General features: G+C 67.5%; 20 protein-coding genes. 11 read left to right on the forward strand and 9 right to left on the reverse strand.

Translation table 11 applies throughout. From position 1 onward, the window contains the following. Positions 1 to 115 precede the first annotated feature (115 nt). From BJY26_RS11330 to BJY26_RS11340, 3 genes are read left to right on the forward strand one after another with little or no spacing between them, the layout of a single operon-like run. On the forward strand, positions 116 to 781 hold the full coding sequence (locus BJY26_RS11330) for a flagellar biosynthesis protein FlgA (RefSeq protein WP_179428344.1): 666 nt from the start codon (positions 116 to 118) through the stop codon (positions 779 to 781). Beyond that, positions 778 to 2076, forward strand: a complete 1299-nt coding sequence (locus BJY26_RS11335) for a CpaE/TadZ family protein (RefSeq protein ID WP_179428346.1) — start codon at positions 778 to 780, stop codon at positions 2074 to 2076. Before BJY26_RS11330 ends, BJY26_RS11335 begins: the two co-directional genes overlap by 4 nt. 4 nt (positions 2077 to 2080) lie before the next feature. Then, positions 2081 to 2449 carry a DUF6912 family protein gene (locus BJY26_RS11340; protein ID WP_179428348.1) on the forward strand — a complete coding sequence of 123 codons (369 nt, stop codon included), beginning with the start codon at positions 2081 to 2083 and terminating at the stop codon, positions 2447 to 2449. Here BJY26_RS11340 and BJY26_RS11345 read toward each other — a convergent pair. After that, positions 2446 to 2943 carry a DUF2505 domain-containing protein gene (locus BJY26_RS11345; RefSeq protein ID WP_179428351.1) on the reverse strand — a complete coding sequence of 166 codons (498 nt, stop codon included), beginning with the start codon at positions 2941 to 2943 and terminating at the stop codon, positions 2446 to 2448. The genes BJY26_RS11340 and BJY26_RS11345 overlap by 4 nt on opposite strands. Positions 2944 to 3152: 209 nt before the next feature. On the opposite strand from BJY26_RS11345, the gene BJY26_RS11350 reads away from it, so the two are divergent. After that, positions 3153 to 8000 carry an NAD-glutamate dehydrogenase gene (locus BJY26_RS11350; protein ID WP_179428353.1) on the forward strand — a complete coding sequence of 1616 codons (4848 nt, stop codon included), beginning with the start codon at positions 3153 to 3155 and terminating at the stop codon, positions 7998 to 8000. Continuing rightward, entirely contained in the window at positions 7997 to 9457 is a 1461-nt protein-coding gene (locus BJY26_RS11355) for a sensor histidine kinase (RefSeq protein ID WP_308191249.1), read from the forward strand. The genes BJY26_RS11350 and BJY26_RS11355 overlap by 4 nt, the downstream gene beginning before the upstream one ends. Positions 9458 to 9547: 90 nt before the next feature. On the opposite strand, the gene BJY26_RS11360 is transcribed toward BJY26_RS11355, so the two are convergent. Continuing rightward, on the reverse strand, positions 9548 to 9796 hold the full coding sequence (locus BJY26_RS11360; protein ID WP_179428355.1) for a WhiB family transcriptional regulator: 249 nt from the start codon (positions 9794 to 9796) through the stop codon (positions 9548 to 9550). Positions 9797 to 9996: 200 nt separating this feature from the next. Then, the gene (locus tag BJY26_RS11365; protein WP_179428357.1) at positions 9997 to 10578 is read right to left on the reverse strand and encodes a uridine kinase family protein; all 582 of its coding nucleotides are present in this window, start codon (positions 10576 to 10578) and stop codon (positions 9997 to 9999) included. 166 nt (positions 10579 to 10744) lie between these two features. On the opposite strand from BJY26_RS11365, the gene BJY26_RS11370 reads away from it, so the two are divergent. After that, on the forward strand, positions 10745 to 12052 hold the full coding sequence (locus BJY26_RS11370) for an MFS transporter (RefSeq protein WP_237248977.1): 1308 nt from the start codon (positions 10745 to 10747) through the stop codon (positions 12050 to 12052). Positions 12053 to 12056: 4 nt separating this feature from the next. Next, positions 12057 to 12707, forward strand: coding sequence for a deoxyribose-phosphate aldolase (gene deoC / locus BJY26_RS11375; RefSeq protein WP_179428359.1), 651 nt, complete (start codon positions 12057 to 12059; stop codon positions 12705 to 12707). Here deoC and BJY26_RS11380 read toward each other — a convergent pair. After that, positions 12704 to 14437, reverse strand: coding sequence for a phospho-sugar mutase (locus BJY26_RS11380; protein ID WP_179428361.1), 1734 nt, complete (start codon positions 14435 to 14437; stop codon positions 12704 to 12706). The two genes, deoC and BJY26_RS11380, sit on opposite strands and share 4 nt — an antisense overlap. A gap of 48 nt (positions 14438 to 14485) precedes the next feature. Here BJY26_RS11380 and BJY26_RS11385 point away from each other — a divergent pair, with 48 nt between their 5' ends. Beyond that, positions 14486 to 15016 (forward strand): gamma carbonic anhydrase family protein, encoded by a 531-nt coding sequence (locus BJY26_RS11385; RefSeq protein WP_179428363.1) that lies wholly within the window; start codon positions 14486 to 14488, stop codon positions 15014 to 15016. A gap of 41 nt (positions 15017 to 15057) precedes the next feature. Here the strand turns inward: BJY26_RS11385 and BJY26_RS11390 are convergent, their stop codons facing one another. Both BJY26_RS11390 and BJY26_RS11395 read right to left on the reverse strand, forming a co-directional pair. Continuing rightward, positions 15058 to 15327 (reverse strand): YrhK family protein, encoded by a 270-nt coding sequence (locus BJY26_RS11390; protein WP_179428365.1) that lies wholly within the window; start codon positions 15325 to 15327, stop codon positions 15058 to 15060. Beyond that, complete coding sequence (locus tag BJY26_RS11395; RefSeq protein WP_179428367.1) at positions 15324 to 16193, reverse strand: purine-nucleoside phosphorylase; 870 nt, start codon at positions 16191 to 16193, stop codon at positions 15324 to 15326. Before BJY26_RS11395 ends, BJY26_RS11390 begins: the two co-directional genes overlap by 4 nt. Before the next feature lie 118 nt (positions 16194 to 16311). Here BJY26_RS11395 and BJY26_RS11400 point away from each other — a divergent pair, with 118 nt between their 5' ends. Continuing rightward, a complete protein-coding gene (locus BJY26_RS11400) occupies positions 16312 to 17730 on the forward strand; it encodes an NAD(P)H-quinone dehydrogenase (RefSeq protein ID WP_237248976.1) in 1419 nt (472 codons plus the stop codon). Between the two features lie 11 nt (positions 17731 to 17741). Here the strand turns inward: BJY26_RS11400 and BJY26_RS11405 are convergent, their stop codons facing one another. Beyond that, a complete protein-coding gene (locus BJY26_RS11405) occupies positions 17742 to 19523 on the reverse strand; it encodes an acetyl/propionyl/methylcrotonyl-CoA carboxylase subunit alpha (protein WP_179429929.1) in 1782 nt (593 codons plus the stop codon). Positions 19524 to 19677: 154 nt separating this feature from the next. Here BJY26_RS11405 and BJY26_RS11410 point away from each other — a divergent pair, with 154 nt between their 5' ends. Beyond that, positions 19678 to 20901 carry a molybdopterin molybdotransferase MoeA gene (locus tag BJY26_RS11410; protein ID WP_179428371.1) on the forward strand — a complete coding sequence of 408 codons (1224 nt, stop codon included), beginning with the start codon at positions 19678 to 19680 and terminating at the stop codon, positions 20899 to 20901. Between the two features lie 51 nt (positions 20902 to 20952). Here the strand turns inward: BJY26_RS11410 and BJY26_RS11415 are convergent, their stop codons facing one another. Together BJY26_RS11415 and BJY26_RS11420 are read right to left on the reverse strand one after the other, a co-directional pair. Further along, positions 20953 to 21561, reverse strand: coding sequence for a Maf family protein (locus BJY26_RS11415; RefSeq protein WP_179428373.1), 609 nt, complete (start codon positions 21559 to 21561; stop codon positions 20953 to 20955). Between the two features lie 10 nt (positions 21562 to 21571). Continuing rightward, on the reverse strand, positions 21572 to 22609 hold the full coding sequence (locus BJY26_RS11420; protein WP_179428375.1) for an alpha/beta hydrolase: 1038 nt from the start codon (positions 22607 to 22609) through the stop codon (positions 21572 to 21574). Positions 22610 to 22741: 132 nt separating this feature from the next. Between BJY26_RS11420 and BJY26_RS11425 the strand changes: the two genes are divergently transcribed. After that, the gene (locus BJY26_RS11425) at positions 22742 to 24100 is read left to right on the forward strand and encodes an FAD-binding oxidoreductase (protein ID WP_179428377.1); all 1359 of its coding nucleotides are present in this window, start codon (positions 22742 to 22744) and stop codon (positions 24098 to 24100) included. The last annotated feature ends 46 nt before the right edge of the window (positions 24101 to 24146 follow it).

Consider the following 24146-nt stretch of genomic DNA (forward strand, 5'->3'; position numbering starts at 1 on the left):
ATGCATTCGGCAACGGACGGTTACACCTTGATTTGACCATATTACACCCCAAATATTGAGTGTTGACCCTAATTAGCGAACACTGACGGTGGTTTGCGGATAGCGGGAGGATGGGATGGAGTCTTTGGCGGCGCGGCTGAAGCAGCCATCGTGGCGCGACCCGAGGCTCCTCATCGGCATCGTCCTGGTCGCGGCATCGGTCGTGGGCTGCTGGCAACTCGTGCGGGTGGCCCGTGCCACGACCACCGTGTTCACTGCGGCGGCCGATCTGCCGGCCGGTGCCCCCGTCAGAGCGTCCGACGTCACAGCCACCGAGGTCAAGCTGGCCGGCGCGGGAAAGCGTTATCTCAACGCCGACGAGGCCTGGCCGAAAGGGCTGATCGCCTTGCGCACGGTCGCTGCCGGCGAACTCATCCCCGCAGCCGCGGTCGGCAGCGCAGCGGAACTGACCGGACGGCCGGTGATCGTGCACGTCGACGGACCGCTGGCCGAGGGCGTCGTGCCGGGCGCGCGCGTCGACGTGTGGGCAACAGAACCGGTCCGCGCGGAAAACGAGCCCGAACCGGAGCGGGTGGCCGGCGCAGTCCGCGTCGTCTCGGTTCACCCGCCCAAATCCGGGTTCGGCATCGATCGGACGACAGCGGTCGAGCTCTTGGTGGACAAGTCGGATGTCGCCACGGTGCTTCGTTTGGTCGCCGGCAAGGCGACGATTTCGCTCTTGGCCGTGCCCGGCAGGGCGCACGGCGGGGACCGACCGTCCCGCGGAAGCCGGACGCCGTGATCCTTCCGGTGCTTGCCGCGCTCACCGGGCCGGCCGAGGCCCGTCTCGTGGCCGGACTCGCCGAACACGCCGGCCGCGTGTCGGTGGTCCGCCGGCCGGCCGACATCATCGAACTCGTGGCGGCCGCCGAGGCCGGCGTGGGCCGCGCTGCCGTCATAGCCGACGATTTTCCGGGACTCGAGGTCGAGACGGTCGTCCGGCTGCATGCCGCGGGAGTGCGGGTCGTCGCAGTCGGCGATGAGCCGGACGCGTTGACTGCTCTGGGAGTCGACGACATCGTGGAGACCGGCGCGGACGCCGACAGGGTCGCCGCCGCGCTCTTGGCCGGCCCGCCGCCGGTGCCCGACGGTCGTGATAGCGGGGCCCCGCATCCGGAATCCGCGGTCACGGCCGGACGGCGCACCGGGTGGGAGGACTTGGCGGGCCGCAGCGGAACAGCGCGGGAAGCCCCAGCCGCCGTCATCACCGTTTGGGGCACGGGCGGAGCCCCGGGACGGACCACGCTGGCAGTCAACCTGGCGGCCGAACTCGCGGCCACCGGCAATAGGACGCTGCTGATCGATGCCGACAGCTACGGTGCATGCGCCGGCGCGGTCTTGGGTCTGCTCGACGAATCGGCAGGTCTGGCCACCGTGTGCCGCCTGGCCGGGCGGGGAACACTGGACGACGTCGGGCTGCGGACCGCGTCGTCCGGCATCACCGAGACGTTGAGCGTACTGACCGGCATCACCCAGTCGTCGCGGTGGCCCGAGCTCACCCGGGCCCGACTCGCCGCGGTGTTCGACACGGCCCGAGCGTGCGCCGACGTCGTCGTCATCGATTGTGCCGCGCCCATCGAACAAGACGAGGAACTCAGCTACGACACCGATGCGCCGCAGCGCAACGCCGCAACGCTGACCGCCATTGATGCGGCGGACCTGACGTTGCTGGTGGGCACGGCCGACCCGATAGGCCTCGGCCGTCTGGTCCGCGCGTACGCCGACGCCGCAGACGGGCTCGACACCGACGTCGTCCCGGTCGTGAACGGCTTGCGCACTCGCGTGGTCGGCTCGCCCGCCAAGGCCCGCGTCACCGATGCGCTGGCGCGGTTCGCCGGCATCGACTCGCCAACGATGCTTCCCTACGACAGGGCGGCTTGCGATGACGCGCTGCTGCGCGGCGTCACGTTGCGTGAAGCGGACCGGCGCGGATCCGCCGCACGCGCTATCGCGGCCCTGGCCGTCGATCTTGCCGCGTGGCTATCGATCCCGGGCAGCCGGGGCGCCGAGCCCGGTCGGCGGCGTCCGGCACAATAGGACCATGTCCTCGTCAACAGTCCGTGCGTACATTCCAACCACCGTGAGCGCGGCAGCTGCCCGCTGGGACGACGGAACCGCGTGCGCGGCCGGCAGCAGCGTGTACCGCGTGACTGCCGACGACAGAGCCGGGCAAACGGGCAAGCCCGATGAAGAGGCCCTCGAATATGCGGCGTTCCGGCGGGCGGCCGACGCCGCCGCCGGCAATCGCCGCGGTGAGACCGCCGTGGTGATCTCGGCGGATGTGCCGGCCGGTGAGATCACCGGGGGAGTGCTTGCCGCGGATCTTCCCGCCGCAGCGGTGGTGAGCTTTCACCTGGGCGCGGACTTGTTGTGGTACGACGCGACCGAAGCGGGCGACATCCTGCGCTAGCGGGCCAGCCAGTCGCGGGCCGCCGACTCCTGCAGCTCCAGAGCGCGCGTGATGACCGGTGCGGCGGCCTGTTCGATGGTGGACCCGAAGAACGGCATGGACGACGTCACCGCCAAATGCAGCAGGTGCTCGGTGACGCCGGACGTCTGCCGGCGAAGCGTCTCGGTGCCTTGCACCATGACGGGCGCCTTGTCGACGGTGACGGTGATCGCCGCGCGTCGTTCCGGGCCCGCGGGCGCGGCGAACTTCTCGGTCTGGCGAACTGTCAATCTGTCGCCGACCAGGGATCGGGCGGCGGCCGGGAGCCCGTCGGCGGCCATCACCCGCACGATCGTCAGCGTGAATGCGGCGTCCGGCGAGCCGTCGGAGGAGATGTCGAACGATTCGGCCGACGTCGCGCGAGCCACCGCGGCCTGGAAGTCGGCGTCCGCCAGCATGCCCGGCACGTGAGCGGGATCCGTCGGATAACGCAGCGAAAAGTCGACAGTGTGCATGCAAGACTCCTGGTGGGTGATCCGAGCCGGGCCTTCTTGCACTCCGGCACGTAAAACTTAATCACAGGGCGTTAAGGTTGAGGCGTACCGGCGTCGCACGACGGAGTGCGCCGCGACAAACGGCTCAGCTGCTGCACGAGGTGAATTTGGTGTCAACGGACGCGGGAAACGGTAAGGCACGATCCGTACGGGGCGATATCGGCCGTCTGATGAACGAGACTTTGGGGGTGGACGCCGATTCGCGGTTCCCGGCCCACTACCTCGAACACGTGGCCGACGAGGACCTCGCCGAGCTCGGCAAGGACTACTTTGCCGGGATCGCGGCCTCGCACTGGCAACTGGGCAGGACGTACAGCGACGAGAGCCGCGCCGACGTGCGGGTCTTCACGCCGTCGGAGGAAACCGACGGATACTCGACGGGCCGCACCAGCGTGGAAGTGGTCACGAAGGACATGCCGTTCCTGGTGGACTCGGTGTCCGCCGAGATCACCCGGCAACGCCTGGGCATCCACTTGATTGTCCACCCGACGCTGCTCGTGCTCCGGGACGCGTCCGGCCGCATCACGGAGATCCTCGACCAGCCGGAAGCCTCCGGACAGCAGACAGCCAGCGGCGACACTGCTGCCATGACGGTGCTGCCGGACGCCTCGGACGCGGAAGTCGAATCGTGGATCCATTTGAGCGTCGACAAGATCACGGATGCGGCCCGGTTGACGGAAGTCGAAGACGGCATTCGCCGCGTGCTCGTCGACGTCGCGCACGCGGTCCGGGACTGGCCGGAAATGCGGCAGCGTGCCACGGCGATCGCCGATGAACTCACCGACGCTCCGCCGGCGCCGGAGCTCGGCACCGAGGCCGGCATTGCAGCGAGACTGCTGCGGTGGCTCGACGACGGCAATTTCACCTTCCTCGGCTACCGGGAATACTCCTTGGAAAGCCGGGACGGCGAGGACGTCTTGGTTGCCCGGCCCGAGACCGGATTGGGCATCTTGAGCCAGGACGACGGCACCGTGGCCGGATCGCTCGGCCGTGCCGCAGCGTCCCAAGCACGCGAAAAACGCGTTCTCGTATTGACGAAGGCCAACTCCCGGTCGACGGTCCACAGGCGTTCGTATCTCGACTACATCGGCGTGAAGACCTTCGACTCGTCCGGCCAAGTGACCGGAGAACGGCGTTTCCTCGGACTTTTCACGGCCACGGCGTTCACCCAATCGGTCAAGACCATCCCGGTGATCGGCGAAAAGATCAAGGCAGTGCTGGAACGGTCGGGTTTCCCGGATGATTCGCATTCCGGCAAGGACCTGCTCACGATCCTGGAGACGTATCCGCGCGACGAGCTGTTCCAAGCCGACACCGACGACTTGTACGACACGGCTCTGACGACGCTGCACTTGCAAGAGCGCCGGCGTCCGCGCGTGTTCTTGCGGCGCGACAGGTATGCACGATTCATGTCGGCGATGGTGTACATGCCGCGCGATCAGTACAACACCGCGGCGCGGCTGAACATCGAGGCGATCCTGCGCGAGGAGTTCGGCGCCGAATCGGTCGACTACGAGGCGCGGCTGACCGAGTCGGTGCTGGCCAGGCTGCATTTCGTCGTCCGCGTCGCCCGCGACAAGGAGCTGCCCGAAGTGGAGCAGCAGGCATTGGAAAAGCGGATCATCGATGCCTTGCGCGATTGGCGCGACGATTTCGCGGCCGAGCTGGACGACGTGGCCTACGCCGGCGTCGAGCAGTGGCGGGATGCGTTCGGCGAGTCGTACAAGGAGGACTTCGCCCCGGCCGACGCCGTCGACGACGTCGCCCGGTTGATTGCCGCCGAAACCGGCACCGATGTGCAAATGAAGCTCTACCGGTCCGCCGACGAGGCCGATCCGAACCGGCGCCGCCTGAAGTTCTACCGAACCGAGCCGATGTCGCTGTCCGATGTCCTGCCGTATTTGACGCATTTGGGAGCCGACGTCACCGACGAGCGGCCCTATCATTTGCACAGGGCGGACGGCGCCCGAGCGTTCATCTACGATTTCGGTCTCCATTTCGACGACCGGCAGATCAAGGCTTCCACCGATTACTTCACCGAGGCGTTCGCCGCCGCATGGAACGGCCGATCCGAATCGGACTCGTTCGAAGAACTCGTGCTGGCCGGCAACATCCCGTGGCGGGACGTCGTGATCGTGCGCGCGTACGCCAGGTACATGCGCCAGGTCGGAGTGAGCTTTTCCGACAATTTCATTGCCGGGGTGCTGCTCGACCAGATCGAGATCACCAAGCTCTTGACCGAATACTTCACGGCTCGCTTCGACCCCGACCGGGATCCGGCGGCGCGCGGCGAGGCGGCAGTGCACGACGAGCTCATCGCATCGCTGGACGACGTGGCGAGCCTTGACGCCGACCGCATCCTTCGCACCTATATCAACCTGATCTCGGCAACGCTGCGGACCAACTTCTACCAAGTCGACGAAGGGGGCATGCCGAAGGGACACGTCGCGTTCAAGCTCGAGCCGACGGCAATCGACATCCTGCCCAAACCGCGGCCCAAGTACGAGATCTGGGTGTACTCACCGCGCGTCGAGGGCGTGCACTTGCGCTTTGGCGACGTGGCGCGCGGCGGCCTGCGGTGGAGCGACCGGCGAGAGGACTTCCGCACCGAGATCCTCGGCCTGGTCAAGGCACAAATGGTGAAGAACGCGTTGATAGTGCCGACGGGCGCCAAGGGCGGCTTTTACTGCAAGAACCTGCCGGACATGTCCGACCGCGAAGCCTGGCTGGCCGAGGGGAAGGAGTGCTACAAGGTCTTCATCCGCAGTTTGCTCGACGTCACCGACAATCTCGTGGACGGGCAGGTCCGTCCGCCGGAGCGCGTCGTTCGTCACGACGGCGACGACACCTACCTCGTGGTTGCCGCGGATAAGGGGACTGCCGCCTTTTCCGATATCGCCAACGAGGTGGCCATCTCGTACGGCTACTGGCTCGGCGACGCGTTCGCTTCGGGCGGCTCCGTCGGCTACGACCACAAAGACATGGGCATCACGGCGCGCGGCGCGTGGGAAAGCGTCAAGCGGCATTTCCGCGAGCTCGGACGGGACATCCAGGTCGAGGACTTCACTGCCGGCGGCGTCGGCGATATGAGCGGCGACGTGTTCGGCAACGGAATGCTCCGGTCCAGGCACACCCGCCTGGTGGCGGCGTTCGACCACCGGCACATCTTCCTCGACCCGAATCCGGACGCCGAATCGTCGTTTGTGGAACGTCAGCGCTTGTACGATCTGCCGCGATCGTCCTGGGATGACTACGACAGGTCGTTGATTTCCGAAGGCGGCGGCGTATATCCGCGAACCTTGAAGTCCATCGAGGTTTCGTCGACGGCGGCAGCGAGGCTCGGCCTGCCGGGGCCTGCCAAGCTTGCGCCCGAGGAACTGCTGCGGGCCATCTTGCGGGCGCCCATCGATTTGATCTACAACGGCGGAATCGGCACGTACGTCAAGGCTTCCAGCGAATCGAACGCCGACGTCGGAGACAAATCGAACGACTCCATCCGCGTCAACGGCAACGAATTGCGCGCCTCGGTGGTGGGCGAAGGCGGCAACCTGGGAGTCACCCAGCTGGGCCGCATCGAAGCCGCGCTCGGCGGCGTGCGGATCAACACCGACGCCATCGACAATTCCGCGGGAGTCGACTGCTCCGACCACGAGGTCAATATCAAGATTCTGCTGGACACGCTCGTGAAGAACGGCACCGTCAGCCCCGACGACCGAGGCGAATTGCTGCTGTCGATGTCCGACGAGGTCGCCGATCTCGTGCTGACGCACAACTATCGACAGAACATGGTGCTCGGCGATGCCCGCGCTCAGACGCTGTCGATGTCATCGGTGTACGTCCGCCTCATGAACGAGCTCGAATCGACGGGGCTGCTCGATCGCGAAGTCGAGTTCCTGCCGGCACCCGGCCAAGTCGCCGAGCGGAACGAATCCGGCCACGGGTTCACGTCGCCGGAGCTTGCGGTGCTGCTGGCGTACGTGAAAATGGACTTGTCCGGCGATGCGTTGGCCAGCGAACTGCCCGACGAGGTGTGGGCACAATCCCAACTTCGCGACTACTTCCCGGCCCCGCTCGTGCAACGGTTCGGCGACGAACTCGGCACGCACGCGCTGCGCCGCGAGATCATCACGACAATGCTCGTCAACGAAATGGTCGACAGGGCCGGCCTGACCTTCGCCTTCCGTCTGGTCGAAGAAACGGCGACCGACCCGGCGCAAGCCATCCGCGTGTTCATGGTGGCCCAGGAATTGTTCGACCTGCGCTCGTTCATCCGCCGGATCGAAGAGACGGACGGGACCGTCGGCACCGACACGCAGATCGAAATGGTGCTCGAGTACCGGCGTCTCATCGACCGCGTGGCCCGCTGGCTGGTCCACCACCGCCCGTCGCGCATTGACGTGTCGAGCGAGATCGACAGGTTCCGGCCGGTCGTCACCGAACTGCTGTCGTCGGTGCCCGACCTGGTGCGCGGAACCGAGCGGACGGTGATGGCCGAACGCGCCGAACGCCTGCAGGGGTCGGGCGTTCCCGAGCGGCTGGCCTGGCGGACCGCCGCGCTGCTGGACGAGTATCCGCTGCTCGACATCGCCGAGCTGTGCGAGACGTCCGGTGAAGAGCCGGCCGAGGTCGCAGAACTGTACTACGCGGTGTCCGACGAGTTCGATGCCGCGGTCATGCTGGGCCAGATCGGATCGCTCGACCGCGACAACCGGTGGAAGTCGTTGGCACGCGGCGCCTTGCGCGACGACTTCTACGCGGCGTTGCAGTCCGTTGTCGGGTCGATACTGGAAGGCACGGATGCGGGGCAGTCGGCAACGGCCCGGGTGGACGCGTGGAAGCAGGCCAACAGCGAACACCTCGACCGGGTCATGCGCACGGTTGACGAAGTACGCGATCTCGATCAAGGCGATCTGGCGTCGCTGTCGGTCGCGCTGCGGCTGCTGCGCACCGTTGTGCGCAGCTCTCAAGGCACGATAGCCGCCGAACCGACCGGCGTCGTGCCGCTCATCACGCAGTGAGCGCGCTGAGCGACATCCTCGAGTCCTCGCACGTCGCCGGCGAGGACGCCGAGTGGCTCCGGCTGCTCGTCGGCGATTGGCAACTGCTCGCCGATCTGTCGTTCGCGGACCTGGTGTTGTGGATTCCGAGGCGCGGCAGCGGCACCGACGACTTCATTGCCGTGGCGCACTGCCGGCCGTCGACCGGAGTCACCGTCTATTACGACGACGTGGTGGGATCGGGAGTCGACGGGACGCTCCGGCAAATCGTCACGCAAGCTTTCGGCAGCAAGACCTGGGTGCGTGCCTTGCAGCCCGGCTGGCAGGCATCGGTGCCGGTGCGCGAGGAAGCCGTGCCGGTTGTCCGCGGGTCGCGCGTGGTCGGCGTCCTGACCCGGCATTCGAACCTGGCGGCCGCCCGCGCGCCCAGCCGGCTCGAGTTGACGTATATGGAATGCGCCGGCGAGCTGCTCCGGATGATCTGCCACGGCGAATTCCCCGACGTGTCGGCGGCTACCGGCTCGAAACGTGGGGCCCCGCGCGTCGGCGACGGCCTTGTGCTTCTCGACGTGGACGGCGTCGTCTCGTATACCAGCCCCAATGCCTTGTCGCTCATGCACCGGCTGGGTCACGTCGGCGAGGTCGAAGGCGAGGTGCTCGCCGAAGTGGTGTCGGGCTTGCTGGAAGAGCGCCGCACCGTGGACGAATCGTTGCCGCTGGTGCTCACGGGGCGTGCGCCGTGGCGTGCCGACGTGGACGCGCGCGGCGTTGCCCTGTCGTTGCGCGCCATCCCGCTGACGTCGGGCGGCCGGCGCACCGGTGCAATAGTGCTTGCCCGCGACGTGTCTGAACTGCGCCGGCGCGAATTGCAGTTGATGAGCAAGGACGCCACGATCCGCGAGATGCACCATCGGGTGAAGAACAACTTGCAGACGGTTGCGGCGCTCTTACGGTTGCAGGCCAGACGGATGACGGTCCCCGAAGCCAAAGGCGCGCTGGAAGAGGCGATGCGCCGGGTATCGACGATCGCGGTGGTGCACGACACCCTCGCCAAGGGGATCGGCCACGATGTCGACTTCGACGAGATCATCGACAAAGGGCTCAAGGTGTCGGCGGAGCTGGCAGTGCCGACGTCCGACGTCAAGGTCGAGCGGATCGGATCGTTCGGGGCCATCAACAACGCCGATGCCACGTCGCTGGCGCTTGCGCTGACCGAGCTGGTCACCAACGCGATCGAGCACGGTTTGCCGGACGGCCGCGGAACCGTCCAGGTCATCCCGGAGCGGGACGGCGGCAAGCTCACCGTGACGGTGTCGGACGACGGCGTCGGGCTGCCCGGCGGACAACCGCCAAGTCAGGGGCTCGGCACCCAGATCGTGCGCGCGCTGATCAGCGGCGAACTCGAGGGCCGGATCGATTGGCGGGCCGGAGAGCGCGGCGGCACCGACGTGGTCATCACGATGGAGCTGCGAAGCTGAGCGTCGAGCCGTCCGCACGAGCCGGGCAAATAGGCATGCGAATGGCCGCGCCGATCGGCGCGGCCATTCGCATGCCTACTCGTTCTCAGCTCAGCTTGCGCGGCGGGCGCGGGCGGCGCGGCGCTTGAGAGCGCGGCGCTCGTCTTCGCTCAAACCGCCCCAGACGCCGGCATCCTGGCCGGATTCCAGCGCCCACTGCAGACAGGTATCGATGACCTCACAGCGTCGGCAGACGCTCTTGGCCTCTTCGATCTGAAGCAGTGCGGGCCCGGTGTTACCGATCGGGAAGAAAAGTTCCGGATCTTCTTCGAGGCAGGCTGCACGGTGCCGCCAGTCCATAGTGTCCTTTCGCGACGCTCTCGGCCCATGGATGTCCTGCGCATTAGCCTGCGCAGAGCAGGGAACCGGGAGATGTCGACAGTTCGGGTCATGCGACGACTTAACGTCGATCATCGATCAGATTTAACGTCTGTTTCCCTTATAGGTTCACATGTGGCCCGGAGTTTTACAATAGGTAGAGAGCGAGAGATTAGCCGGAATTAGTTGATGTTCGTCACGTTTCCCGCAGCCAGATCCGCGATCCGCCGATGTGCCTCGACCGGTCGCATGACCGCGAAACCCTTTGCCCGGCACCGCTCGACAAACCCGGGCTGGGCACGGCACAAGGCAAGCCCGCGGCGAATCAAGGTCAGTGGCGGTTTGCGCGATTCGGAGAAATCGCGAATGAGCCGGCGCCAGAACGTCGTCCATTTCGGCAATTCCAGACACACCGCGCCGGCAAGCAGCCCGCGTTCCCTTGCGGCGTCCGCGAGTTCGTCGGCAAAGAGACCCTCGGCAATGACGAGGGACGCGTCGCCGACGTCCAACCCGATCGTGCCGGTGCGGCGCGACGTGGGAATGTCGTACACCGGCAGATCGGCACGCCCCGTGCGGCACACGGCGTCCAGGCATTCCAACGCCGCGCCGGAATTCCACGAGCCCGGGTCGTCCCAGTCGACGCTGCCGAACCGCCGGGGGAGCCCCGGCGCATCGATGTCGTGGTAAAAATCGTCGAGTGCAATGACGGGCAGGCCCAGGCGGCGGGTCATCGACGTCTTGCCGACGCCGCTCGGCCCGGTCATGAGTACTATGTGCCGTTCGTAATGCCGGGGGGTGTCTGACGGCGGTTCGACGAGGGAGGGCTGGTGAGAGTCGGGCACGATTAAGAATGCTAACAGGGAGAGGCGGCGGTTAAATCCGTCACATCCGTGCACTCCCCGGGCCGGCAATCGGGCAAGATGGATTCTCGTGAGTACGAATCAACGCACTGCCCGCCGGACGCCGCGACCGGCCGGAAGCCGGGCCGCGTGGGCATCGTTCGTCGGGACGTCGCTCGAGTCCTACGACTTCTACGTGTTCTCGTATTTCAGCGCGATCTTCAGCGCGCCGTTGTTCTTCCCCGAGCAGGACCGGCTGGCCGGCACGATATCGGCGTTCCTCGTGCTTGCCACGTCCTATGTCGTGCGGCCCGTGGGCGCCATCGTGTTCGGGCACTTGGGCGACAGGATCGGCAGGCGGCGCACGCTGATCGTGACGATCACCGTGATGGGGGTGGCTACCGGGATGATCGGCCTGATGCCCGGCTACGCCACCATCGGATTGGCGGCCCCCATCATTCTCACGCTGCTGCGCGTCGTGCAAGGCCTGTCGCTTGGCGGCGAATGGGGCGGATCCATCCTGATCGCCGTCGAACACGCCGGTCCGCGGCGCCGCGGACTGTACGCTGCGCTGCCGCAGCTCGGATCACCCATCGGCACGATCTTGACGGGCGCGCTCTTCCTCATCCTTTCGGCGACGCTGGACCAAGCCGACATGCTGGCGTGGGGGTGGCGGCTGCCGTTCCTTGCCGCGTTCCCGATGCTGGCCGTCTCCTTGTACTTGCGCATGGCAATGGACGAGACGCCGACGTTCCGCGGTCTCGTCAACTCGAGCAAGCGGTCCACTGCGCCGGTGCTTGACGTGTTCCGGCGCAAACCCGGCACGCTCGTGGTGGCCGTCGGGACTGCACTGCTGGGTGTCGGGTCGTACTCCCTGATGAATACGTACACTTTGAGCTATGGCGTGAGCGCGCTCGGATTTTCCTACCAGAAGCTTTTTGCGGCAACGCTGATCGGTAGTTTGCTCCAACTCGTGACAATTCCACTCTTCGGGGCGTGGGCCGGGCGCGTCGGATACGGCAAAGTGGTGGCGCTCGGCGCGGCGAGTACGGCAGTCATCGCCTTCCCGATGTACTACCTGCTGCAATTCGCCACCTTCCCGATCCTCGTTGGCACCATGATCGTCGGCGGCATCCTTCCGACGTTGAGCTGGGCCGCACTGGGCGGACTGATGGCCGAGCTGTTCCCCGGCAATTTCCGGTACAGCGCGCTCTCCCTGGCCTACAGCGTCGCTGCGGTGATCTCCGGGCTCATTCCGGCTGCCACGGCGTTCCTGGCCGAGGCCACCGACAACGCATGGTGGCATCCGGGTATCGTGCTGGCGGTGCTTTCGCTGTTGACTCTGGTCAGCGCGATAATCGCACCAAGCGCCGACCGGCCGGTGCCTGTGAAAAGATGAGGGCATGCTGTCTCGCACCGAACTGGCCGGAATGATCGACCATACGCTCCTCAAGCCCGAAGCCACCGACGCCGACGTCGAATCCCTGGTTGCCGAAGCCCGGCGACTCGGCGTGCTGGCCGTGTGCGTGTCGCCGTCCATGCTGCCGGTGATGGCCGACGGCCTCGTCGTGGCGGCAGTGACCGGATTCCCGTCCGGAAAACACGATTCGACGGTGAAGGCCGCCGAAGCATATTTGGCAGTCCAGCACGGCGCCGCCGAGATCGACATGGTCATCGACGTGGGTGCTGCACGTGCCGGCGATTACGAAAGAGTCAAGGAGGACATCGCGGCGGTCAGGCATGCGGCGCCGTCGCCGACGCTGCTGAAGGTGATCATCGAATCGGCGGCCCTCGTCGATGACCAGATAGTGGCGGTGTGTCGGACCGCCGAAGAGGCGGGTGCCGATTTCGTCAAGACGTCGACGGGTTTCCACCCGGCCGGCGGGGCGAGCACGCACGCCGTCGAGTTGATGGCCGACACCGTGGGCGGCCGGCTCGGGGTGAAGGCCAGCGGCGGCATCCGCGACACCGCAACCGCTTTGGCCATGGTCGAAGCAGGCGCCACCCGGCTGGGCCTCTCGGGATCGGCCGCAGTGTTGGACGGTCTGTCTTAAGACCGTGAGCCTCGGCTGTTGCCGCTACCGGATTCGGCGGTTTCTTGGCCCAGTGCCTTGCGGACATCGTCCGTCAGGCGGGCCATCCGGTCGTCCGCGCGCTGCCGGGCGGCGGCGAGATCGCCAGTGACGGGTTCGACGACTTCCAAATAGCATTTGAGCTTCGGCTCCGTGCCGGACGGGCGCACGATCAGCCGAGAATCGTCCCGCGTGGTCAGCCGCATCCCCGGCGTGGGCGGAAGCGCTCCGCCGTCCCGCAGGTCATCGGTCACGTCGACCGGCGAACCGGCAAGTTGCGTGGGCGGGTTCGCTTCAAACGCACCAAGCAGGCGGCCGATCTCATCCAGGTCGTCCACCCGGATCGTCACGGGTGCGCTGACATGCACCCCGTGCCGCCGGGCCAGGTCGTCCAGGACGTCCGACAAACTGCGCGAGGACGCCGCCAGCTCGGCCGCGAACTGGGCTATCAACACTGCCGCGCCAATCCCGTCCTTGTCGCGCACGTGGTCCGGATCGACGCAGTAGCCGATCGCCTCTTCGTACCCGAACACGAGACCCGGCACGCGTGCTATCCATTTGAAGCCGGTCAGGGTCTCGCGATGCTCGATGCCGCGGTCGGCCGCCACCCGGGCCAGCAGCCTGGACGACACGATCGAATTGGCGAAACGGGACCCCGGCGTCAGCGCGGCGCGGCCCGCCACGTAGGTGCCGATGAGCGCTCCGACCTCGTCGCCGGTCAACGTGCGCCATCCGCCCGGGGTCGGTACCGCGACCGCGCACCGGTCGGCGTCCGGATCGTTGGCAATGATCAAATCGGCGTGCGCGCGGCGGGCGGTGGCGACGGCGGCGTCCAGCGCTCCGGGCTCTTCCGGATTGGGAAACGGCAATGTCGGGAAGTCGGGATCGGGATCGTTTTGCTCGGCCACTGTCGTCACGTTGTCGAACCCGGCTCGGGACAAGGCAGCGGTTGCCACGTCGGCGCCGACGCCGTGCATGGCCGTGTACACGATCGAGATGGTCTTGTCGCCCTGCGGCCTGGCCAACGCGGCCACGCACGCCGTGTACCCTTCGATCCTGGTGTGGGCAAGGGTGTGCCAGCCCTCCGCCATGCGCACCGACGCGGCGGGCGGGGCGGCATCGATATGCGCGGCGATCTGCGAGTCGGTCGGCGGGATGATTTGAGCGCCGCGTTCGCCCGGCTCCGTCAAGCGGCCGCCCAGATACACCTTGTAGCCGTTGTCCCTCGGTGGATTATGACTGGCGGTGACCATGACGCCCGCCTCGGCCGACAAACTCTGCACGGCAAAGGCCAGCACCGGCGTCGGCCTGGCCGAGGAGAGCAGCATTGCTTCGAGCCCGGCGGCGGTCATGACGGCAGCCGTGTCGCGAGCGAACTGCTGCGACTGGTGCCGTGCGTCGTAGCCGATCACGACACGGGGAGTGAACCGGCCGCTCGCCCGTTCGGTGAGGAACGCCGCAAGCCCTGCTGCGGCACGGATGACTACTGCCCGGTTCATCCGGTTCGGCCCGGCCTCCATCACCCCGCGCAATCCGGCGGTGCCGAACTCGAGGGTGCCGGAGAACCTGTCGGCCAGCTCCGCGGCCGCGCCCGCATCGCCCGTGCGGGCCGCTGCCGTCAGATCGGCGAGTTCCTTGCGAGTGGCGCCATCGGGATCACCCGCCTGCCAGGCGCGGACGGCGTCGAGTAGCTCCGGGTCGAGGTCGGTCATACGAACCAATCTACAGATATGGGCCCGCGGTGTGGTTGGCTAGGAGACATGGGAGACAAGTACGCAGTCGGGGACGCCGTGCCGCAGATCGATGAGAGCGCATGGATCGCGCCGGGCGCCATAGTGATCGGCACCGTGAGCATCGGGCCGGAATCGAGCGTGTATTACGGATGCGTGCTCCGCGCCGATTGGGGCGAGATCGCGGTCGGTAGCGGCACGAACCTGCAGGACGGCACAATAGTTCATGCCGACCCGGGGTTCCCCACTTCGATCGGTGACCGGGTGTCGGTGGGTCATCGGGCGCTCATCCACGGCGCCGTCGTCGAGGACGACGTCCTTGTCGGCATGTCATCGACGGTGCTCAACGGTGCTCATATCGGCACTGGATCGCTGATCGCGGCCGGAGCCGTCGTACTGGAGGGGACCGAGATCCCGCCGCATTCGCTGGTTGCCGGGGTGCCGGCCAAGGTGCGGCGGACCATGACGGAGTCCGACCGCCGGCACGTGCTGGACAATGCCGACCACTATTTGCAGATCACCGAGTTGCACAAGACGCAGGTGCGCCCGGTCGACGGCTGACCTCGAGGGACCCGGCGCCGCCGAGCGCCGCCGAGTGGCGGCTAGAAGTCTCGCGACGTCTCGGCTGCTTGGCCGCCGACTCTTCCGATGTGCACGCGCCGGACCAGGCGGATCACGGGGCGGATCAACAGCTGGACGCTGCCGATGACGAACAGCCAGGTGCCGGTAGTCGTCGTCGATTCGAAAAAGAACAAAATGCTGCCGATGATGAACCACAGGGCGACCATGATGTCGTTGACGATGCTGAGGATCTCGTAGCGGGCACGGAGGACTATTTCCTCGTGGCCGATTCGGAATTGGAAGTCGCTCATAGCCGGCCCGCAATGTCCGTCACGAGCCGTCCGATCCGAGGGGCTGCCTCCCGGCCGGCTTCGACCACCTCGGCATGACTGAGCGGCTCCGGGCCGATCCCGGCAGCCGCGTTGGTGACGAGCGAGATTCCCAGCACCTCCATCCCCGCGTGTCGGGCCGCGATTGCCTCGAGCGCCGTGGACATCCCGACCAGATCCCCTCCGATGCGCCGGAGGTATTCGATCTCGGCCGGCGTCTCGTAATGCGGCCCGGGCAATTGTACGTAGACGCCGGCGTCCAGCGTCGGGTCCGCTTCCCGCGCAATGCTGCGAAGCCGCGTCGAATACAAATCCGTGAGATCGACGAATGTCGCGCCCTCGAGCGGCGACGCGGCGGTCAAATTGATGTGATCGCTGATCAAGACGGGCGTCCCGGGGGCCCACGCGGGGTTCAGCCCGCCGCACCCATTCGTCAGCACGATGGTGTCCGCGCCGGCGGCTGCGGCAGTGCGGATCGGATGGACGACGGCACGCACGCCCCTGCCCTCGTAATAGTGCGTGCGAGCGCCCAGGATCAACGCCGTCTTCCCGGTCGCGGCCAGGCGGACGGAGCGGATGGACCCGATATGGCCCGCCACTGCCGGTGGGTGGAAGCCCGTCAGCTCGGCGGCGGGGATATCGGCGAGCGTCTCGCCCAGCAGGTCGGCGGCAGCGGACCAACCGGAGCCGAGGACGAGCGCCATATCGTGCCGGTCGATCCCGGAGCGCTCGGCGATCTCGCGGGCTGCCTGCCGGGCCGTCCCGGCCGGGTCCGGCCCGTCTCCATGCGTCCCGGCAGTTTCCGGTGCTGTGCGTTGGCGTGATGTGTCGGCCGGGTCGTCGGGCATGGCTATGGCTTCCTTAGCTGGTCGGTGGTCGATCGGATTGTTTTCATCGTATCGGCCCACGCGGAACCCCCGGGGGAGAGCTTTTGTTCTGCGGCGCCATGTACGGAACAATGCAGTGGTGACTATTCATCCCAGCACCCCATCCACTCGTGTCGTCATCATCGGCGGCGGCCCCGGCGGGTATGAATCCGCGCTGGTGGCCGCGCAACTCGGCGCCGATGTCACGGTCATCGAACGAGGCGGTTGCGGCGGATCGGCAGTGCTGACGGACGTCGTGCCGTCCAAAACGCTCATCGCCACTGCCGAAATGATGGCAAACGTGGCCGCCTCGACGGAGCTCGGCCTACGCTTCTCCGACGGCGGCACCCCGCACGACACGACGTCCGTGACCGTGGACCTCGCCGCCGTCAACCGTCGTGTGCTGGCCCTGGCGCAAAGCCAATCGGACGACATCCGCGATGGGCTGAAGACGGCGGGTGTGACACTGATCGACGGCACCGGCACGGTGGTGGGCCCGGGCGAGGTCGAAGCCACGTGCGAGGGCAACACGACGGTGCTGCACGCCGATTTCGTCTTGCTGGCCGTGGGCGCGCATCCGCGTGAACTCCCGACTGCGAAGCCGGACGGCGAACGGATCCTGTCGTGGACGCAGCTGTACGACTTGGACGAATTGCCCGAGCATCTCATAGTCGTCGGATCGGGCGTGACCGGCGCCGAATTCGCGTCCGCGTACCATCTGCTCGGCGCCGAAGTCACGTTGATCTCCAGCCGCGACCGCGTGCTTCCCGGGGAGGACCAGGACGCTGCAGCCGTGCTCGAGAACGTGTTCCGCTCGCGCGGCATGCACGTGCTGTCGCGCTCGCGGGCCGCATCGGCCGAGCGTACCGAGGACGGCGTGATAGTCACCTTGTCCGATGGCCGCACCGTCGAAGGGTCGCACTGCTTACTGGCGGTCGGATCCATCCCCAACACGGAGGGCCTCGGTTTGGATGCGGCGGGCGTGGCAACCAGCGACAGCGGGCATATCGAGGTGGACGGCGTCTCTCGCACCTCGGTCCGCGGCATATATGCTGCCGGCGACTGCACCGGCGTGCAGCCGCTGGCCTCGGTGGCGGCGATGCAAGGACGCATTGCCATGTGGCACGCCCTGGGCGACGCGGTGGCGCCGCTGAAACTGCGCAATGTGTCGTCCAACGTGTTCACCACCCCGGAGATCGCCACCGTCGGCTGGACGGAACAGGACATCAAGGACGACATCGCCCAAGGCATCGTCGCCAAGCTGCCGCTGTCGACGAATCCGCGCGCCAAGATGCAGGGCATCACCGACGGCTTCGTCAAACTGTTCTGCCGCACCGGTTCGGGAACCGTGATCGGCGGCGTCGTCGTCGGGCCCAAGGCCAGCGAGCTGATCTTCCCGATCGCGCTGGCGCTGGAACACCGGTTGACCGTCGACCAGCTGGCGTTGGCATTCGCGGTCTATCCGTCGCTCAGCGGCTCATTGACGGAAGCGGCCCGCAAGCTCCACCTCGCCGGCTGACGCGCCGCCGGTCAATCGATTTCGACAAGCGGCATGCCCGTCGTCACGGCGGTGCCGACCTCGACCTTCAAATCGCCCACGACGCCGTCCTTGTGCGCAACGAGCGGCTGCTCCATCTTCATGGCCTCGAGGACCGCGATCAGATCACCGGTGTGCACCTCGGCGCCGGGCTCGACGGCGATCTTCACGATGGTGCCCTGCATGGGTGCCACCACGGCATTCGTCGACTTCGCTACCGGCGCCGCGGTGTGGCGGTGGGTGTGACGGTGGCTGGCGCGCTTGCTCGGTGAGGCGCTGAGGCCACCGGGCAGCGACACTTCTAGTCGCCGTCCTTCGACCTCGACGACCACCGAATCGCGTTCGGGCACCGGCTGCTGCGGCACGGTCTGCCCTTCCCAGCGCGGAATATCGGAGTCGAATTCGGTCTCGATCCATTTCGTGTGCACGTCGAACCCGTCGTCCGTGCCGATGAACGCCGGATCGTGCACGACCGCCCGGTGGAACGGCAGCACCGTCGGCAACCCGGTCACCGAGAATTCGGCGAGAGCGCGGCGAGAGCGCTCCAGCGCCTGGGCCCGCGTTGCGCCGGTGACTATCAGCTTGGCCAGCATCGAATCGAAATCGCCGCTGACCGTGTCGCCGGCCGTGACGCCGGAGTCGAGCCGGACGCCGGGGCCGGACGGCGCGTCGAATGTTTTGACGGGGCCGGGCGCCGGCAAGAAGCCCTGCCCGGCATCTTCACCGTTGATGCGGAATTCGATGGAGTGCGCCCGCGCGGGCGGGTCGTCGTAGCCGAGCGGCTGTCCGCAAGCCAGGCGGAATTGCTCGCGCACCAGGTCGAGGCCCGTGACCTCTTCGCTGACGGTGTGCTCGACCTGGAGACGCGTGTTCACTTCGAGGAACGAGATCACGCCGTCGCGGCCGATCAGGAATTCGCACGTACCGGCGCCGACATAGCCGGCTTCGGCGAGGATCGCCTTGGACGCGCGGTACAGTTCGGCGCGCTGGTCGTCGGTCAGGAACGGAGCCGGCGCTTCTTCGACAAGTTTCTGGTTGCGGCGTTGCAGCGAGCAGTCACGGGTGGACACGACCACCACGTCGCCCCGGGAGTCGGCCAGACACTGCGTCTCCACATGGCGAGGGCCGTCGAGGAACCGTTCGACGAAGCATTCGCCGCGGCCGAACGCAGCGGTTGCCTCGCGCACTGCCGACGCATACAAATGGGGGATCTCGGATCGTTCGCGCGCCACCTTGAGCCCGCGTCCGCCGCCGCCGAAGGCCGCCTTGATGGCGACCGGCAGGCCGTGCCGGTCGGCGAACCGGATGACCTCGTCGGCGTCCGCGACCGGGTCGGATGTGCCGGGAACCAGCGGGGCGCCGACCTTTTCGGCGATATGCCTGGCGCTGACCTTGTCGCCGAGGGTTTCGATGGCCGCCGGGGGAGGGCCGATCCAGATCAGTCCGGCGTCCTGCACTCGCGCGGCGAACTCCGCGTTTTCGGAAAGGAACCCGTAGCCCGGATGCACGGCGTCGGCGCCGGAGCGGCGGGCCACTTCGAGGATCTTGTCCATGTCCAGGTAGGTCGCGGCCGGCCCGGTGCCGCCCAAGGCGTATGCCGTGTCTGCCAGTTTCGCCGCCATCGAATCGCGGTCCCCGTCGGCGTAAACCGCTACCGAGGCGATTCCCGCGTCGCGCGCGGCGCGAATCACGCGCACGGCGATTTCGCCGCGGTTGGCCACCAGCACCTTTCCGATGATCGGGGCGCTGCGGCCGTCCGGTGAACTTGCTGCCATCATGTATGAACTCCTTATTTCTACCGCGCCCGAGCTTAGCCCGATTCCAACGGCCGGTGTGGAATATCTCCGGGTGCGCCGCGCCGACACGTGAGGGCATCCACAAATGCGTAAGCTGGAATCCGCCCGTATCACCCGCCCGCAAGGAGCCGCCATGACTGTCGACACGCATGCGGGCGCGTCGGTAGAGTTCGACGACGCCCGCTCGTCCGCATACCGATTGGGAACGGCGGGTGCGGCGGATTCGCTTCGGACGATCCCCGTCGACGGCCGGCCGGACCCGGTTCGTTACGTGCTGGCGCGCCGGACCGTAGCAGCCGGGCGGGTTCCGTCCGCCGATGTGGCGGCCATGGACGGGTTTGCGGTGGCCGGGCCGTCTCCGTGGACCCTCGTCGGAACATCGCTGGCCGGTGACGACCCTGAGGTGCCGCAGCTCGAACCGGGACAGGCGTGTCTCATCGCTACCGGCGCCGTCGTTCCGGCCGGAACGGACGCCGTCGTTCGCCACGAGGACATCGATGGCGACTGGCCGCCGACCGGCACCGTCGTCAACCCGCGCGGAACGCCGCGCCGGCGCAACATCCGCCGGGCCGGCGAAGAAATCGAACCGGGCTCGGCGATCGGTGAGCCGGGAGACCCCGTACATGCGGCGCTCCGCGGTCTGGCGGCCGCCGCGGGTCTGGACGAATTGTGCGTCCGGCAGCCGCCGCGCATGGCGCTGATCGCCACGGGCACCGAGCTGACGTCGTCCGGCCCGGCTGCGCCCGGCCGGGTGCGCGACTCGATCACGCCGATCCTTCGTCAGCTCGTTCCCGGCGCCGGCGCCGAGGTCATCTCGGCGGAACGCGTGCCGGACGACGCCGATCTGCTGGCCGAGCGCCTCGGCGCCGCAATCGACTCGGCCGATGTCGTGGTCACCAGCGGCATGGCCTCGAGGGGGCCGACCGATCACGTGCGGAGCGTGCTCGCCGGGCTCGGCGCCCGGCCCGTCGTCTCGGGCGTGCGGGTGCGTCCCGGAGGTCCGGCGTCATTGGCGCTGTTCGGCCGGGGGAGCGGATCGGTGCCGGTGGTGTCGCTGCCCGGCAATCCGCTGGCAGCCGTGGTCGGCTTCCACACGCTCGTGCTGCCGCTCGTGCGGGGTCTCGTGGGCGCAGCATTGCCCGCCCTTGCCGCGGCCGTGCTGCACGGCGCGCCGGAGCCGCACCCGCATTCCTCGACGGTCGTCCCGGTCGAATTCGATGACGACGGGCGGCTCTCGCCCACGGGCTGGCACCGCTCGGCGCAACTGCGCGGCCTGGCCAGGCAGGGGCTGTTGGCGGTGCTGGCACCGGCCGGCCGCGAGAGCGGTGCAACCGTCCGGCTGCTGCGCCAGGATTGACGAGCCCGGGATTGACGAGCAGGGACTCGCGGGAACCAACTTCGCCGGGCGTCAGCCCCGGTTCCACAGCGTGTGCCAGGTGACGCCGAGGTCGAGGAACAACTGGCGCAGCAGCGGCAGGCTCAGGCCGAGGACGCCGTGATGGTCGCCGTCGATCCCGGTCACGTACGGCCCGCCCAAGCCGTCGATCGTCAGCGCCCCCGCGACTTCGAGCGGCTCGCCGGTGGCGATATACGCGTCGATCTCGTCATCGGACACGTCCGCAATGCGTACCGTGGTGGCCGACACGGCGCCGACCGCGCCGGATCCGCCGATCAGCCAATGTCCGCTGTACAGCACAGCCTCGCGTCCTCGCATGAGATCCCACTGGCGCCGTGCGGCTTCGGGCGTGTGCGGCTTGCCGTAGGGAACGCCGTCGATGTCCAGCACGGAATCGCAACCGAGTACGAACCGGTCGGAAGCCGTCCGGCATCGCGCGCCGACCTCTTCGGCCTTCGTCCGGGCAAGCAGCTCCGCCACGGCCCGGCTGCCGAGCGCACCGGCTGTCGCCGTCACCGCCGGTTCATCGACGTTCGACACGACGACCTCCGGGGTAATTCCGGCGCGTTCCAGGATGGCGCGTCGGGACGGGGACTGCGAGGCGAGAACTATCGTGGGCATGCGCGTTAGCTTAATCGTCCGGGACGTAAGCGCGCAGCCAGCGGGTGATCTCGGCCGCGGCCCGGTCGCGGACCGTGCGCTCGGACAGGAACACGTCGTGCAGTGCGCCGGGCAACCGGACGACGGTGACGACCGGCCCGATCGACATGCTGCGCCGGGCGACCAGGTCGACGTTCAAGACCGAATCGGCGTGCATCATGTCGTCGGACCAGCGGGCACCCAGCGCGCTGCGTGCCGACAACAGCACGAGGACCGGCACCGTGACGCCCAGGCCCTCGGAAACGCGCCGGTGGCCTGCGAAGATGGCACCGAGCCAGGCGGGCTGGATGGGGAAGGCACGTTCGGGCCGCCAGTGCGGATCGTAGGTCCATTCGCCGTCGAACTCGGCCGACGTGCTGCGCGAGTAGAAGCCGAAATCGATTTGCGGAATGGGTCGCGGCGTCCGTCGTCTGGCTCCGAGAGTGACGAGCGGTGTGATGGCTTTGCGCACTGCCGCCGACGCTTGGAACTCCAGCCACGGACTGTTCAGCACGAGCGCCGAGGCGACCCCCGGATGCCGATGCGCCCACAAAGCGGCAGTGAGGCCCCCGGTGGAATGGCCCATCACGATCAACCGGCGTCCGCGGCGCCGGCCGATCACTTCCAACGCCGCATCGAACTCGGCGTCGTACAGCGTCAGATCGGTCACGTACCCGGGGATATCGCCGGGCCGCAGGCTGCGGCCGTACCGCCGCAGATCGACGGCAAAGAACCGCCCACCGAGCCGGTGCCAGTATTCGGCGACGTGACGTTGGAAGAAGTAGTCGGACCATCCGTGCACGTACAACACGTCGAATCCATCGCGGCCGGGACCGGCATCGACCGCGGACGAGGAATCCGGCGGCCCGTCCGGTCCGGGCGGGCCGCCGGGAGAATACGCGACGAGCGTGGCTTCGGCTTTGCCGAGCGAGTCGTCCGGAACCGGAAGTGCTCTGGCAAAAAACCCCTCGCCCAGAACGTCCGGCGTCCAGCCGTCCCCGATTCGCTCGCCTCGGGCCCGGTCGCTCATCACCCCACCGTACCCAGTCGCCGGGTCGCCGACTACTCGTCTTTGCGGCATCCGCTACGCGACGGCCGCGATAGCCATGGCTTTCCGGGTGCGCGCATCTCACCGTGAAGGTACGGCGTGGGGAGAGCGAAAATGCCAACAACTATCAAGCGCAACAGCGCCGGTGCCGAATCGAACGATCTGGGCGCCGGAGCCGTGTACCGCAACGAACCCGAATTCGCCGCCGCCGTGGCCGGCTTCAACACTGCCGCATCGATGCAGCCCGACGTGGTCGTCCCGGTGTGGTCGACCGGGGACATCCGGCGCGTGGTCGAATACGCCGCGGGCATCGGGGCGCCGGTGACCGTGCAGGCGACCGGACACGGCTACACGTACCCCGTCTCGTCCGGAATACTGATTGACACGTCGGGTATGCGCGGCGTGGACATCGACGTTCAAGCGGGCACCGCGACGGTGCAGGCCGGAGCCCGCTGGTCCGACGTGCACGCCGCGGCCGGGCGACACGGGCTCGCCGGACTCGTCGGGTCGTCGTCGGACATCGGCGTCGTCGGATTCTGCCTGGGCGGGGGCTTTCCCATTCTCGGCCGCACGTACGGATTCGCCTCCGACCGGATTCTGGCCGCCGAGCTCGTCACCGGCGACGGCGTTCTGCATCACGTCGATTCCCGCGAACCCGAGCTGCTGTGGGCATTGCAAGGCGGCAAAGCGAACGTCGGCATTGTCGCGTCCCTGACCATCGAGCTGGTGCATTTGCACCGTGTCTTTGGCGGCGGCATCTTCTTCCCGGGCGAGAGCGCGGCCGCCGTCGTCCACGAATTCGCTCGATGGGCGCCGACCCTGCCGGTTGAAGCCGGAACCTCCATAGCGTTGCTCCGACTGCCGGCCGATCCGAGCATCCCCGAACCGCTGCGCGGGCAGTTCGTCGTGCACCTGAGGTTCGCCTTCACCGGGCCGGCCGAGGACGGCGACGAGCTTGTCGCCCCGATGCGCGCCGTCAGTCCTGCCATTTTCGACCAGGTCGGCGACATGCCCTACGCCGATATCGATGCGGTTCACTCCGATCCGCGCGATGCGATGCCGTATACGGAAGGCGGCGTATTGCTCGGCGCGTTCCCCGAGGAAGCGGCCACCGCGTTGATCGAAGCGGCGGGCCCCGACTCGGACGCGACGCTGCCTCTCGTCGAAGTGCGGCTGATGGGCGGTGCCTATGGGGTCGGAACCGGTGCCGTGAACGGCCGCGGCTCCGAATTCTTCGCATCGGTAGTCGCGCTCATCGGCGGAACGCAACTGCCCGAGGCAAGGGACGAGATCGACAGGATCATCGGAGCCCTCCGGCCGTGGGCCACCGGCAGCGCCGTCAATTTGAACGGACCCGCGGCCACCCGATCGGAAAGCGCTGCGCTGTGGTCGCCGGACACCGTCCGTCGGCTGAGCGAGTTGCGCAGGGTCCACGACCCTGCCGGCATCATCCGCGCAGGTCACACGGTGTAAATCCGAGGCCGCGGGCCCCGGTGCCGGCGCGCGCCCCGCGCGGCGC

The sequence above is a fragment of the Spelaeicoccus albus genome (genome assembly GCF_013409065.1).
GTDB classification, from domain to species: domain Bacteria; phylum Actinomycetota; class Actinomycetes; order Actinomycetales; family Brevibacteriaceae; genus Spelaeicoccus; species Spelaeicoccus albus.